Source organism: Pseudomonas mandelii, assembly GCF_006438925.1.
In the GTDB taxonomy this organism is placed as follows: Bacteria; Pseudomonadota; Gammaproteobacteria; order Pseudomonadales; family Pseudomonadaceae; genus Aquipseudomonas; species Aquipseudomonas mandelii_C.
In genome coordinates this window covers 504956-519071 of the sequence record NZ_RCZA01000003.1, presented here as the reverse complement: position 1 = coordinate 519071, position 14116 = coordinate 504956, and the positions used below count along the sequence as shown (strand labels likewise).

Here is a 14116-nt window from a genome sequence, read left to right as displayed (position 1 = left end):
GTCCTTCGGACGCTCTGCCGTTAATCTTCGCGGCGGAGAGTCGATCGGACAGTCGCTGCCCTCTATGAAAATTAGGGGGGGGAGGAAAGTCCGGGCTCCATAGGGCGAAGTGCCAGGTAATGCCTGGGAGGCGTGAGCCTACGGAAAGTGCCACAGAAAATAACCGCCTAAGCGCTTCGGCGCCGGTAAGGGTGAAAAGGTGCGGTAAGAGCGCACCGCACGTCTGGCAACAGTTCGTGGCTAGGTAAACCCCACTTGGAGCAAGACCAAATAGGGTCCCAAGGCGTGGCCCGCGCTGGGACCGGGTAGGTTGCTAAAGATGTCCAGTGATGGCCATCGTAGACGAATGACTGTTCAAGACAGAACCCGGCTTACAGATCGACTCTCCACCTTTTTCCCCTTCCCTGCTTTAATCATTGAGCAGGGCGCCTGTAGTAGCCATTTCCCTCCTTACAGAATCAACAGCAGAAGCCCTTTCCTAATACCGAAAAAATCTTACTCTTAACAAATTACTTTAACTTTCGAGCGCAGCCTTCAGTGCTGGTTCAAGTTATTGAGCAGGGCGGCACGTCAGATTCTCGCTACCCCTCCTTTTGCACTCCTAAATCTCAGTTCTGTAAGGCTTTTCCTTTAATCCGCGCCTTGACGGTGCGGTGGCCGCATTCCTATAGTGTGCGCAAGTGGCGGAAAGTGGCATGAAGTGGGTTTTTTGAGCTCAAAACGCTAATATTTGGAGAAACGCTGACGTGTTTCGCGGAGCTAACGCTATCAGTCTCGACGCAAAGGGCCGTCTCGCTATGCCGAGCCGGTACCGTGACGAGCTCGTTTCGCGTAGTTCCGGTCAGTTAATCGTCACAATTGATGCCGTTGATCCATGTTTGTGTGTTTACCCCCTCGATGAGTGGGAAATTATTGAAACCAAACTGCGCGCACTGCCTTCGCTTCGCGAAGAGAACCGCCGCCTGCAACGTTTACTGATTGGTAATGCCGTCGACCTCGAGCTCGATGGCAGTGGTCGTTTTCTGGTTCCGCCGCGTCTTCGTGAATATGCCAAGTTGGATAAGCGCGCGATGTTGGTAGGCCAACTGAACAAGTTCCAATTATGGGACGAGGATGCCTGGGATGCGGTTTCTGCCGCTGACCTGGCTGCTATTCAACAACCGGGCGCGATGCCTGATGAACTGCGTGATTTGATCCTGTGACTATTGATAGCGGCTTTAACCACATCACCGTACTGCTTGACGAAGCCGTAGAGGCTCTCGCCGTACGTCCTGATGGCTGCTATCTGGACGGTACGTTCGGGCGCGGCGGGCACAGTCGGTTGATCTTGAGCCAGCTAGGCCCGGATGGTCGGGTGCTCGGATTCGATAAAGATCCTCAAGCGATTGCCACCGGGCAAACGCTAGCGGCCGAAGACGGCCGCTTTGTCGTTGTACAGCGCAGCTTTGCCGAGCTCGGTTCGGAAGTCGCCGAACGTGGTCTGGCCGGCAAGGTCAGCGGCGTTTTGCTCGACTTGGGCGTGTCTTCGCCGCAGCTCGACGACCCTGAACGCGGCTTCAGTTTCCTCAATGATGGCCCGCTGGACATGCGCATGGACCCGTCTCGCGGGATCAGTGCTGCCGAATTCGTCAACACCGCCCCGGTGGAAGAAATCGCCCGGGTGTTCAAGCAATACGGCGAAGAACGTTTCTCCGGCCGGATGGCCCGTGCCGTGGCCGAGCGTCGCGAGATCAAACCGTTCGAACGCACTGCCGATCTGGCTGAAGTCCTGAAAGTCGCCAACCCTGCATGGGAAAAGGGCAAAAACCCGGCGACCCGTGCGTTCCAGGGCTTGCGAATTCACGTCAACAACGAACTGGGTGATCTGGAAGCCGGCCTCGAAGCCGCACTGGAATGCCTGGAAGTCGGTGGCCGCCTGGTGGTCATCAGTTTCCACTCGCTGGAAGACCGCATCGTCAAACTGTTCATGCGCAAACTGGTGAAAGGCGAAGCCGACAACTTGCCGCGCAACCTGCCGGTACGTCACGTCGCCTTCGAACCAATAATCAAAATCCATGGCAAAGCACAGTCCGCCTCCGAGGCCGAACTAAAAGCCAACCCACGTTCCCGTAGCGCCGTCATGCGCGTCGCGGAGAAGCTGCGGTGAGCAAGCTTTTCGCCAAGCCACTTCCCGGCGGAAGCTTTTTCATGTTTCTGCTGTTTATTGGCGTGCTCGTGTCGGCCATCGGCGTTTCCTACAGCGCCCATTGGAACCGTCAACTGCTGAACTCCCTGTACAACGAGTTGAGCGTGCGCGACAAGGCGCAAGCGGAGTGGGGCCGTTTGATTCTCGAACAGAGCACCTGGACCGCCCACAGCCGTATCGAAGTCCTGGCGACCGAGCAACTGAAGATGCGCATTCCTGGCGCAGCTGAAGTGCAGATGGTGGCGCCATGATGAAACTCGAGGGCGCACTCTTTCCATGGCGGTTCCGCCTGGTGCTGGGTTTGCTCGGCGTCATGGTCGTGGCTATTTGCTGGCGCATCATCGACCTGCAAGTCGTCGACCGTGCCTTTCTTAAAGGTCAGGGCGATGCGCGCAGCGTTCGTCATATCCCGATTCCGGCTCACCGTGGTCTGATCACCGACCGTAACGGCGAGCCTTTGGCCGTGAGTACCCCAGTCACCACCCTTTGGGCCAATGCCAAGGAAATGCAAACGGCGAAAGAGAAGTGGCCTGCACTGGCGGCTGCCTTGGGGCAGGACCCGAAAGCCCTGGCCGAACGTCTCGAGGCTCAAGCCAATAAAGAATTCATCTACCTGGTGCGTGGGCTGACCCCCGAGCAGGGCCAGTCCGTGCTCGATCTGAAAGTGCCGGGCGTTTATGGCATCGAAGAATTTCGGCGTTTCTACCCGGCCGGTGAAGTCACTGCCCATATGGTCGGTTTTACCGACATCGATGACCACGGTCGTGAAGGCGTCGAGCTGGCCTACGACGAATGGCTGGCCGGGGTCCCCGGCAAGCGACAGGTGATCAAGGATCGGCGTGGCCGACTTATCAAGGATGTTCAGGTCACCAAAAACGCCAAGGCCGGGAAGCCCTTGGCGTTGTCCATTGACCTGCGTCTGCAATACCTGGCCAACCGTGAACTGCGTAACGCGATCATCGAGAACGGCGCCAAGGCCGGCAGCCTGGTGATCATGGACGTGAAGAGCGGCGAGATCCTCGCCATGGTCAACCAGCCGACCTACAACCCGAACAACCGTCGCAACCTGCAACCGGCGATGATGCGTAACCGCGCGATGATCGACGTGTTCGAGCCTGGCTCGACGATGAAAGCGATCTCGATGAGCGCTGCGATTGAAACCGGGCGCTGGAAGCCGAGCGATACCGTCGAGGTGTACCCGGGCACCTTGCAGATTGGTAAATACACGATCAAGGACGTCTCCAAGTCTGAGGGGCCGGTGCTCGACCTGACCGGCATTCTGATCAACTCCAGTAACGTCGGCATGAGTAAGGTCGCTTTCGATATCGGCGGCGAAACGATTTTCCGTCTGGCACAGAAAGTCGGCCTCGGCCAGGACACCGGCCTGGGCTTCCCGGGCGAGCGCGTCGGCAACCTGCCGAACTACCGCGAATGGCGCAAGGCTGAAACCGCAACGCTGTCCTACGGCTACGGTATTTCCGTGACTGCGATCCAGTTGGTCCACGCCTTCTCGGCCCTGGCCAACAACGGTCGCCTCGCGCCGCTGACCTTGATCAAAACCGACAAGCCAGCGCAAACCACACAGGTATTGCCGGAAGCGGTCGCGAAAACCATGCAAGGCATGCTCACACAAGTGATCGAAGCCCCACGCGGTGTATTCCGCGCGCAGGTGCCGGCGTATCACGTGGCAGGCAAGTCGGGTACGGCGCGCAAGACGTCGGTGGGCGCCAAAGGCTACGCCGAGAATTCCTACCGCTCGCTGTTCGCCGGCTTCGGCCCGATGAACGATCCGCGCTACGCAATCGTGGTGGTGATCGATGAGCCGACCAAAGCCGGTTACTTCGGCGGTCTGGTTTCGGCCCCGGTGTTCAGCAAAGTGATGTCCGGGACCTTGCGCCTGATGAACATCACCCCGGACAACCTGCCACCTACTCAACAAGCGAACGCAGCACCGGTCGTTCCGCTGAAAGCCAATGGAGGGCGCGGCTGATGTCTCTGAGTCTGAACAAGATTTTCGCCCACGCCGGCCGCGATCTGTTGATCCGCGAACTGACCCTGGACAGCCGCAACGTGCGGGCTGGCGATCTGTTTCTCGCCGTCCCTGGCGGCAAGTTCGACGGCCGCGCGCACATTGCCGACGCCTTGCAGCGCGGTGCTGCCGCCGTGGCGTATGAAGTCGAAGGCGCCACCGTATTGCCGATTACCGATGTTCCGCTGATTCCAGTCAAAGGCCTGGCGGCGCAGCTGTCGGACATCGCCGGGCGTTTTTACGGTGACCCTAGTCGTCACCTGAACCTGATCGGCGTGACCGGCACCAACGGCAAAACCAGCGTGACGCAGTTGGTTGCGCAAGCCTTGGATTTGCTCGGCCAGCACTGCGGCATCGTCGGCACGTTGGGCACCGGTTTTTACGGCGCGCTCGAAAGCGGCTTGCACACCACGCCGAACCCGATCGCCGTGCAAGCAACCCTCGCCGACCTGAAAAAGGCGGGCGCCAAAGCCGTCGCCATGGAAGTTTCTTCCCACGGTCTGGATCAGGGCCGCGTGACCGCACTGGCGTTCGATGTGGCGGTGATGACCAACCTGTCCCGCGATCACCTGGATTACCACGGCACCATGCAAGCCTACGGTGAAGCCAAGGCCAAGCTGTTTGCCTGGAATGATTTGAAGTGCCGGGTGGTCAACCTCGACGATGATTTCGGCCGCCAACTGGCTGCGGACAAACGTGAATCGCGCCTGATTACCTACAGCCTCGAAGACGCCAGCGCCTACCTGTTTTGCCGTGAAGCGCAGTTCGATGACGAAGGCGTGCGCGCCACATTAGTCACGCCGCAGGGTGAGCATCACTTGCGCAGCACCTTGCTCGGTCGTTTCAACCTGAGCAACGTGCTGGCCGCAGTCGGCGCCTTGCTCGGTCTGGACTACGCGCTGGACGAAATTCTCAAGGTCTTGCCGAAACTCGAAGGTCCGGCCGGACGCATGCAGCGACTCGGCGGCGGTACTCAGCCGCTGGTGGTGGTCGATTACGCCCACACACCGGATGCGCTGGAAAAAGTCTTGATGGCCCTGCGTCCTCACGCCAAAGGCCGTTTGCTGTGCCTGTTCGGTTGCGGTGGTGATCGCGATCGCGGCAAGCGTCCGCTCATGGCTGAGGTGGTCGAGCGTCTGGCTGACGGCGTGCTGGTGACCGATGACAACCCGCGCACCGAAGACCCGGCAGTGATCTTCGACGACATCCGCGCCGGTTTTACCGCTGTGGATAAAGTCACCTTCGTCGCTGGCCGTGGCCAGGCGATTGCCCAATTGATCGCCAGCGCTTCGGCGGATGACGTGATTGTCCTGGCCGGTAAAGGTCACGAGGACTATCAGGAAATCAACGGCCAGCGTCACGCCTTCTCCGATCTGGTCGAGGCCGATCACGCCTTGACCGCGTGGGAGGTGGCCCATGCTTAAAGCCCTGAAACTGAGCGAACTGACCGGCGCGCTGAATGCCCGCTTGGTCACTGCCGATGCCAGCTTCGACGGCGTCAGCATCGACAGCCGCGCGATCAAACCAGGCCAACTCTTTATCGCCCTGACCGGCCCGCGTTTCGATGGTCACGACTATCTCAATGACGTAGCGGCAAAAGGCGCCGTAGCGGCGTTGGTCGAGCGCGAAGTCGCCGACAGCACACTGCCGCAGTTGCTGGTGAAAGATACTCGTCAGGCGCTGGGGCAACTCGGCGCGTTGAACCGTGCGGCTTACACCCATCCCGTTGCGGCCATCACCGGTTCCAGCGGCAAGACCACGGTCAAGGAAATGCTCGCCAGCATCCTGCGCACGCGCGGTCCGGTGTTGGCGACCCGTGGCAACCTGAACAATGACCTCGGCGTTCCGCTGACCCTGCTCGAGCTCGCACCGGAACATACCGCCGCGGTGATCGAACTGGGTGCTTCGCGTCTCGGCGAAATTGCCTACACCGTCGACATGACCAAGCCTCATGTGGCCGTGCTCAACAACGCCGGGACCGCCCACGTCGGCGAGTTCGGCGGGCCGGAAAAAATCGTTGAAGCCAAGGGCGAGATTATTGAAGGGCTGGATGCCGATGGCGTCGCCGTTCTCAATCTTGACGACAAGGCGTTCGACATCTGGAAGACCCGCGCTGCCGGTCGCAAAGTGCTGACCTTCGCCTTGAGCAATGTCAGTGCCGATTTCTACGCCAGCGATCTGGACCGTGACGCTCGCGGTTGCCCGGCGTTCAACCTGCACAGTCCTGAAGGTGTGGAGCGCGTTCAACTGAACCTGCTCGGCACCCATAACGTTGCCAATGCCATGGCCGCCGCCGCCGCCGCCCATGCGCTGGGCGTGTCGCTGTTCGGCATCGCCACCGGTCTGGGCGCGGTGCAACCGGTCAAGGGCCGCACCGTCGCACAACTGGCCAGCAATGGCATGCGCGTGATCGATGACACGTACAACGCGAACCCCACCTCCATGTGCGCCGCCGTTGATATACTCGCCGGCTTTTCCGGCCGCACCGTTCTGGTGCTCGGGGATATCGGCGAGTTGGGCGATTGGGCGGAGCAGGGGCACCGCGATGTGGGCGAGTACGCCCGCGGCAAGGTTTCCGCGCTTTACGCTGTCGGGCCAATGATGGCTCACGCCGTAAACGCTTTCGGTCCACAGGCCTTTCACTTCAGCACTCAGGCTGAACTGATCAAGGCCCTGGGCGCCGAGCAAGACACAAACACCACCATTTTGATCAAGGGCTCACGCAGCGCTGCGATGGAAAACATCGTCGCCGCTTTGTGCGGGACCAGCCTGGAGAAACATTAATGCTGCTGCTGCTAGCGGAGTATCTGCAACAGTTCTACAAAGGCTTCGCGGTCTTTCAGTACCTGACCCTGCGCGGGATTCTCGGTGTGCTGACCGCGTTGGTTTTGTCGCTGTGCTATGGCCCGTGGATGATCCGCACTTTACAGAACCGTCAGATCGGTCAATCCGTTCGCAACGACGGTCCACAATCGCACCTGTCCAAGTCCGGCACCCCGACCATGGGCGGCGCGCTGATTCTGTCGTCCATCGGCGTCAGCACTTTGCTTTGGGCTGACCTGACCAACCGTTACGTGTGGACCGTGCTGCTGGTGACTTTGCTGTTCGGCGCGATCGGCTGGGTCGACGATTACCGCAAAGTGATCGAGAAGAACTCTCGTGGCTTGCCGAGTCGCTGGAAATACTTCTGGCAATCGGTGTTCGGCCTCGGTGCAGCGATCTTCCTTTATAAGACCGCAGCGACGCCGGTGGAAACCACCCTGATCCTGCCGATGCTCAAGGACCACAGCATTGCGCTGGGTGCAGGTTTCATCGTCCTGACTTACTTCGTGATCGTCGGCTCGAGCAACGCGGTCAACCTGACTGACGGCCTCGACGGTCTGGCGATCATGCCCACCGTAATGGTCGGCGGCGGGTTGGGCATTTTCTGCTACCTGTCGGGTAACGTGAAATTCGCTGAATACCTGCTGATTCCGTATGTGCCGGGCGCAGGCGAGTTGATTGTGTTCTGCGGCGCCTTGATCGGCGCGGGCCTCGGGTTTCTCTGGTTCAACACGTATCCGGCTCAGGTGTTCATGGGCGACGTCGGCGCACTGGCGCTGGGCGCGGCACTGGGCACCATCGCGGTGATTGTCCGTCAGGAAATCGTCCTGTTCATCATGGGCGGCGTGTTCGTGATGGAGACCCTGTCAGTCGTCATTCAGGTTGCCTCCTTTAAGCTCACCGGTCGCCGTGTGTTCCGCATGGCACCGATTCACCACCACTTTGAACTCAAGGGCTGGCCCGAGCCACGCGTGATCGTCCGTTTCTGGATCATCACCGTGATTCTCGTGCTGGTTGGCCTTGCCACCCTGAAGCTGAGGTAGAACGAGTGTCTCTGATCGCTTCTGACCACTTCCGCATCGTTGTCGGCCTCGGCAAGAGCGGCATGTCCCTGGTTCGCTTCCTGGCGAACCGGGGCACGTCGTTTGCTGTTGCCGATACGCGGGAAAATCCACCGGAACTGGCCACGCTCAAGCGTGACTATCCGCACGTGGAAGTGCGTTGTGGCGAGCTGGACGTCGAATTCCTGTGCCGCGCCGACGAGCTCTACGTGAGCCCCGGCCTGGCGTTGGCGACCCCGGCCCTGCAGGCTGCCGCCGCCCGTGGCGTGAAATTGTCCGGTGACATCGAGCTGTTCGCGCGTAACGCGAAGGCGCCGATCGTTGCCATCAGCGGTTCCAATGCGAAAAGCACCGTCACCACGCTGGTGGGCGAGATGGCTGCAGCGGCCGGCAAGCGTGTCGCTGTCGGTGGCAACCTCGGTACGCCGGCGCTGGATTTGCTCAGCGACGACGTCGAGCTGTACGTGATGGAACTGTCGAGCTTCCAGCTCGAAACCACCGATCAACTCAACGCCGAAGTGGCGACCGTGCTCAACGTCAGCGAAGACCACATGGACCGCTACAGCGGTCTGCCGGCTTATCACCTGGCCAAGCACCGGATCTTCCGGGGTGCCAAGCAGTTTGTGGTCAACCGTCAGGATGCCCTCAGCCGTCCGCTGATTGGCGAGGGTCAGCCATGCTGGACCTTCGGTTTGAGCAAACCTGATTTCAAGGCATTCGGTATCCGTGAAGAAGACGGCGAGAAGTACCTGGCCTTCGAATTCCAGAACCTGATGCCGGTGCGCGAGTTGAAAATTCGCGGCGCCCACAACCAGTCCAATGCCTTGGCGGCATTGGCCCTGGGCCACGCTGTCGGCCTGCCATTTGATGCCATGCTGTCGAGCCTGCGCACCTTCGCCGGGCTTGAGCATCGCTGCCAGTGGGTCCGTGACCTGAATGGTGTGAGCTACTACAACGATTCCAAAGCCACCAACGTCGGCGCCGCACTGGCTGCCATCGAAGGCCTGGGCGCGGACATCGACGGCAAGCTCGTGCTGATCGCCGGTGGCGACGGCAAAGGTGCCGAGTTCAAGGACCTGCGTGATCCGGTGGCGGCCAACTGCCGCGCCGTGGTGCTGATGGGCCGCGACGCCGAGCTGATCGCTCAGGCCATTGGCGATGCCGTGCCGCTGATTCGCGTGAACTCGCTGATCGAAGCGGTCGAACAATGCCGCGCCATCGCAGAAAAGGGCGATGCCGTGCTGCTGTCCCCGGCCTGCGCCAGTTTCGACATGTTCAAGAATTACGAAGACCGTGGTCACCAGTTCGTCCGCGCTGTGGAGGATCTGGTATGAGCCTGAGAAACATCATCAAGCCGTACCCGTCGCCGATCATCACCGGGCGCGGCATCGACCTCGACTTCCCGATGCTCGCCGGCTGCCTGGCATTGATCGGTCTCGGGCTGGTCATGATTGCATCGGCCTCGACCGAAGTGGCGGCTGTGCAATCGGGCAGCGCCCTGTATTACATGATTCGCCACCTTATCTACATCGTGCTGGGCCTGGGTGCCTGCGTCGTCACCATGATGATTCCGATCGCCACCTGGCAACGCCTGGGCTGGCTGATGCTGATTGGTGCGTTCGGTTTGCTGGTGATGGTGATCATCCCGGGGATCGGCCGTGAAGTGAACGGTTCGATGCGCTGGATCGGCTTCAGTTTCTTCAACGTTCAGCCTTCCGAGATCGCCAAGGTGTTCGTGGTGATCTACCTCGCCGGTTACCTGGTGCGTCGTCAGAAAGAAGTGCGTGAAAGCTGGATGGGCTTCTTCAAGCCGTTCATCGTTCTGCTGCCAATGGCGGGTCTGTTGCTGATGGAGCCGGACTTCGGTGCCACCGTCGTGATGATGGGGGCTGCAGCTGCGATGCTGTTCCTCGGCGGGGTCGGGCTGTTCCGTTTTTCCCTGATGGTTGTCCTGGCGGTCGCGGCGGTGGTGTTGTTGATTCAAGTGCAGCCGTATCGAATGGCGCGCCTGACCAACTTTGCGGACCCGTGGGCCGACCAGTTCGGTGCCGGCTATCAGTTGTCTCAAGCGTTGATCGCTTTTGGTCGCGGCGAATGGCTGGGCGTTGGCCTGGGCAACAGCGTGCAGAAACAGTTCTACCTGCCCGAAGCCCACACCGACTTCGTGTTCTCGGTCCTGGCTGAAGAACTGGGTGCCGTGGGTTCTTTGTGCACGGTAGCGCTGTTCGTCTTTGTCTGTATTCGTGGCATGTACATCGGTTATTGGGCCGAGAAGGCCAAGCAGTTTTTCGCCGCCTACATCGCGTACGGCTTGTCGTTCCTGTGGATTGGTCAGTTCCTGATCAACATCGGGGTGAACGTCGGTTTGTTGCCAACCAAAGGTCTGACCCTGCCGTTCCTCAGTTATGGCGGCAGTTCGTTGGTGATCTGCTGTGCCTGTCTCGGTTTGTTGCTGCGCATTGAATGGGAAAGTCGAACCCACTTGGGCAGCGAAGAGATGGAGTTCCATGAGAGCGACTTCGCCGAGGAGCCGACCCATGGGCGCTAACGTATTGATCATGGCGGGCGGCACCGGTGGCCACGTGTTTCCGGCGCTGGCGTGTGCCCGCGAATTCCAGGCCCGTGGTTACACCGTGCATTGGCTCGGGACACCGCGTGGCATCGAGAACGATCTGGTCCCGGTGGCCGGCATCGAACTGCATCGGATCAATGCCAGCGGATTGCGTGGCAAGGGCAAATTGTCCCTGCTCAAGGCGCCGTTCATGTTGCTCAAGTCGATCTGGCAGGCACGGGCGATCATTCGCCAGCTGCGGCCGGTGTGTGTCGTCGGCTTCGGTGGTTATGTGACCGGTCCTGGTGGCGTTGCAGCCAAACTGGCCGGCGTGCCGGTGATCGTTCATGAACAGAACGCCGTCGCCGGTACCGCCAATCGGTTGCTGGTGCCGTTGGCCGCCCGAGTCTGTGAAGCGTTCCCCGACACCTTTACCCTGTCGGGCAGCCGTCGGACCACCGGTAACCCGGTGCGCACCGAGCTGTTCCTCGAAACACCGCGACAGGCTCTGGCCGGTCGCAAGGCGCGTTTGCTGATCCTGGGCGGAAGCCTGGGCGCAGAACCGTTGAACAAGTTGCTGCCTGAAGCCCTGTCGCAAGTCGCCCCCGACCTGCGCCCGGAAGTGTTTCATCAGGCTGGCAAAAACCACGATGAAGTGACTGCAGAGCGCTATCGCGCGGCTGGCGTCGAGGCGCAAGTGCAGCCTTTCATCAAAGACATGGCCCAAGCCTATGGCTGGGCCGACCTGGTGGTGTGCCGCGCAGGCGCGTTGACCATCAGTGAACTGGCCGCCGCCGGTCTGCCCTCGATGCTGGTGCCTTTGCCCCACGCGATCGACGATCACCAGACCCGCAACGCCGATTATTTGGCCCGTGAAGGCGCTGCCTTCCTGATGCCGCAAAGAACGACTGGCGCAGCGGATCTTGCCGCACGCCTGACAGAGGTCCTGATGCAACCACAACGACTCACCGACATGGCCACCGCGGCACGCCGCCTGGCCAAACCCGATGCAACCCGTAACGTGGTCGATACCTGCCTGGAGGTGGCCCATGGTTGAGAATCAGAAAGCCATGCCGCAACCGGAAATGCGCCGCATCCGTCGCATCCACTTCGTCGGCATCGGCGGCGTGGGCATGTGCGGCATTGCCGAAGTGTTGTTGAACCTGGGCTATGAAGTGTCCGGTTCCGACCTGAAAGCTTCGCCGGTGACCGAGCGTCTCGAGTCCTTCGGCGCCCACATTTACATCGGTCACCGTGCCGAGAACGCTGCGAACGCTGACGTATTGGTCACCTCCAGTGCCGTGAACACGTCCAACCCGGAAGTCGCCACTGCCCTGGAACGCCGCATTCCGGTGGTGCCTCGCGCTGAAATGCTGGCTGAGCTGATGCGTTACCGCCACGGCATCGCCGTCGCCGGTACCCATGGCAAAACCACCACCACCAGCCTGATCGCTTCGGTGTTTGCCGCCGGTGGCCTGGACCCGACATTCGTGATCGGTGGCCGTCTGAATGCCGCGGGCACCAATGCCCAGCTTGGCACCAGCCGTTACCTGATCGCTGAAGCTGACGAAAGCGACGCCAGCTTCCTGCACTTGCAGCCGCTGGTGGCTGTGGTCACCAACATCGACGCCGACCACATGGCGACCTACGACGGTGACTTCAACAAACTGAAGAAAACCTTCGTCGAGTTCCTCCACAACCTGCCGTTCTACGGTCTGGCGGTGGTGTGCCTGGACGATCCGGTGGTGCGTGAAATCCTGCCGCTAGTGAAACGTCCGACCGTCACTTATGGCTTCGGCGACGACTGCGACGTGCGCGCGATCAATGTGCGTCAACAGGGCATGCAGACCTTCTTCACCGTGCTGCGTCCTGATCGCGATCCGCTGGATGTCTCGGTGAACATGCCGGGCAACCACAACGTGTTGAACGCACTGGCAACCATCTGCATCGCCACCGATGAAGGCGTCAGCGATGAAGCCATCGTCCAGGGCCTGTCCGGGTTCCAGGGTGTCGGCCGACGCTTCCAGGTCTACGGCGAGCTGCCGGTAGAGGGTGGCAGCGTGATGCTGGTCGACGACTACGGTCACCACCCGACCGAAGTCGCCGCGGTCATCAAAGCCGTGCGCGGTGGCTGGCCGGAGCGCCGTCTGGTGATGGTCTACCAGCCGCACCGTTACAGCCGGACTCGCGACCTGTACGACGATTTCGTCAATGTATTGGCCGACGCCAACGTCCTGCTGCTGATGGAAGTCTACCCGGCCGGTGAAGAACCGATCCCGGGCGCCGACAGCCGCAAGTTGTGCAACAGCATTCGTCAGCGCGGTCAGCTCGACCCGATCTACATCGAGCGAGGTGTCGACCTCGCGCCGATCGTCAAGCCGCTGCTGCGTGCTGGCGACATCCTGCTGTGCCAGGGCGCCGGTGACATCGGTGGTCTTGCACCGAAACTGTTGAAAAGTCCGTTGTTCGCAGGCGCCGTTGCTGCGCCGAGTGTGGGGAAGTTGAAATGACTGCTGCTTACGCCAACCTCGTCTCCACTATTGCGCCGAAAGATTTCGGCCGCGTCGCCGTGCTCTTCGGCGGCAAGAGTGCCGAGCGTGAGGTTTCTCTCAAGTCGGGCAACGCGGTTCTCGACGCGCTGCTAAGCGCCGGTGTGGACGCGTTTGGTCTCGACGTGGGCGATGATCTTTTGCAGCGTCTGCTGAACGAAAAAATCGATCGCGCCTTCATCATTCTCCACGGTCGTGGCGGTGAAGACGGCAGCATGCAGGGCCTGCTGGAATGCCTGGGTATTCCGTACACCGGCAGCGGCATTCTGGCCTCGGCACTGGCCATGGACAAACTGCGGACCAAACAGATCTGGCACAGCCTCGGTATTCCGACGCCACGCCATGCCGTACTGAGTTCTGAGGCCGATTGTATTTCGGCGGCGACGGAACTGGGCTTCCCTTTGATCGTCAAACCGGCCCATGAAGGTTCAAGTATCGGGATGGCCAAAGTGACCTCCGCGTCGGAGTTGATCGACGCGTGGAAAGCGGCCAGTACCTACGATTCGCAAGTGTTGGTCGAGCAATGGATTCAAGGTCCGGAGTTCACCATCGCCACCCTGCGTGACCAGGTGTTGCCACCGATTGCCCTGGGCACGACGCACAGCTTCTACGACTACGACGCCAAGTACGTGGCTTCCGATACTCAGTACCGGATTCCGTGTGGCCTGGACAGCAGCAAAGAAAAAGAACTGATGGACCTCACGGCGAAAGCCTGTGAGGCGCTGGGTATCGCCGGTTGGGGCAGGGCTGACGTGATGCAGGATGCCGACGGGCAGTTCTGGTTCCTGGAAGTCAATACCGCACCGGGCATGACCGATCACAGTCTGGTGCCGATGGCGGCTCGTGCTGCCGGTCTGGATTTCCAGCAACTGGTTCTGGCGATTCTGGCCGCAAGTATCGAGCCGCGAGGTTAAGACC

12 protein-coding genes and 1 other RNA gene are annotated in these 14116 nt (G+C 60.5%); all 13 read left to right on the top strand.

All coding sequences use genetic code 11. The features are described 5' to 3' along the window. The first annotated feature begins 36 nt into the window (after nt 1–36). An RNA gene (rnpB, locus tag EAH74_RS09490) (RNase P RNA component class A) lies at nt 37–390 on the top strand. Between the two features lie 356 nt (nt 391–746). Further along, nucleotides 747–1202 (top strand): division/cell wall cluster transcriptional repressor MraZ, encoded by a 456-nt coding sequence (gene mraZ / locus EAH74_RS09485; protein WP_008147486.1) that lies wholly within the window; start codon nt 747–749, stop codon nt 1200–1202. Next, entirely contained in the window at nt 1199–2146 is a 948-nt protein-coding gene (rsmH, locus tag EAH74_RS09480; protein WP_170206617.1) for a 16S rRNA (cytosine(1402)-N(4))-methyltransferase RsmH, read from the top strand. The genes mraZ and rsmH overlap by 4 nt, the downstream gene beginning before the upstream one ends. After that, nucleotides 2143–2436, top strand: a complete 294-nt coding sequence (gene ftsL, locus EAH74_RS09475) for a cell division protein FtsL (RefSeq protein ID WP_033053422.1) — start codon at nt 2143–2145, stop codon at nt 2434–2436. The genes rsmH and ftsL overlap by 4 nt, the downstream gene beginning before the upstream one ends. Beyond that, entirely contained in the window at nt 2436–4175 is a 1740-nt protein-coding gene (locus tag EAH74_RS09470; protein ID WP_185049251.1) for a peptidoglycan D,D-transpeptidase FtsI family protein, read from the top strand. The genes ftsL and EAH74_RS09470 overlap by 1 nt, the downstream gene beginning before the upstream one ends. Continuing rightward, nucleotides 4175–5638 (top strand): UDP-N-acetylmuramoyl-L-alanyl-D-glutamate--2,6-diaminopimelate ligase, encoded by a 1464-nt coding sequence (locus tag EAH74_RS09465; RefSeq protein WP_140677846.1) that lies wholly within the window; start codon nt 4175–4177, stop codon nt 5636–5638. Before EAH74_RS09470 ends, EAH74_RS09465 begins: the two co-directional genes overlap by 1 nt. Next, nucleotides 5631–6998, top strand: coding sequence for a UDP-N-acetylmuramoyl-tripeptide--D-alanyl-D-alanine ligase (locus EAH74_RS09460; protein ID WP_140677844.1), 1368 nt, complete (start codon nt 5631–5633; stop codon nt 6996–6998). The genes EAH74_RS09465 and EAH74_RS09460 overlap by 8 nt, the downstream gene beginning before the upstream one ends. Next, nucleotides 6998–8080, top strand: coding sequence for a phospho-N-acetylmuramoyl-pentapeptide-transferase (mraY, locus tag EAH74_RS09455; RefSeq protein WP_123365686.1), 1083 nt, complete (start codon nt 6998–7000; stop codon nt 8078–8080). The genes EAH74_RS09460 and mraY overlap by 1 nt, the downstream gene beginning before the upstream one ends. Before the next feature lie 5 nt (nt 8081–8085). Next, nucleotides 8086–9432: a UDP-N-acetylmuramoyl-L-alanine--D-glutamate ligase gene (gene murD, locus EAH74_RS09450; RefSeq protein WP_140677842.1), complete on the top strand. Its 1347-nt coding sequence runs from the start codon at nt 8086–8088 to the stop codon at nt 9430–9432. After that, nucleotides 9429–10646: a putative lipid II flippase FtsW gene (gene ftsW, locus EAH74_RS09445; RefSeq protein ID WP_111451317.1), complete on the top strand. Its 1218-nt coding sequence runs from the start codon at nt 9429–9431 to the stop codon at nt 10644–10646. The genes murD and ftsW overlap by 4 nt, the downstream gene beginning before the upstream one ends. Continuing rightward, complete coding sequence (murG, locus tag EAH74_RS09440; RefSeq protein ID WP_046048250.1) at nt 10636–11706, top strand: undecaprenyldiphospho-muramoylpentapeptide beta-N-acetylglucosaminyltransferase; 1071 nt, start codon at nt 10636–10638, stop codon at nt 11704–11706. The genes ftsW and murG overlap by 11 nt, the downstream gene beginning before the upstream one ends. Then, entirely contained in the window at nt 11699–13159 is a 1461-nt protein-coding gene (murC, locus tag EAH74_RS09435) for a UDP-N-acetylmuramate--L-alanine ligase (RefSeq protein WP_123365690.1), read from the top strand. Before murG ends, murC begins: the two co-directional genes overlap by 8 nt. Then, on the top strand, nt 13156–14112 hold the full coding sequence (locus tag EAH74_RS09430; protein WP_140677840.1) for a D-alanine--D-alanine ligase: 957 nt from the start codon (nt 13156–13158) through the stop codon (nt 14110–14112). The genes murC and EAH74_RS09430 overlap by 4 nt, the downstream gene beginning before the upstream one ends. Nucleotides 14113–14116 lie beyond the last annotated feature (4 nt).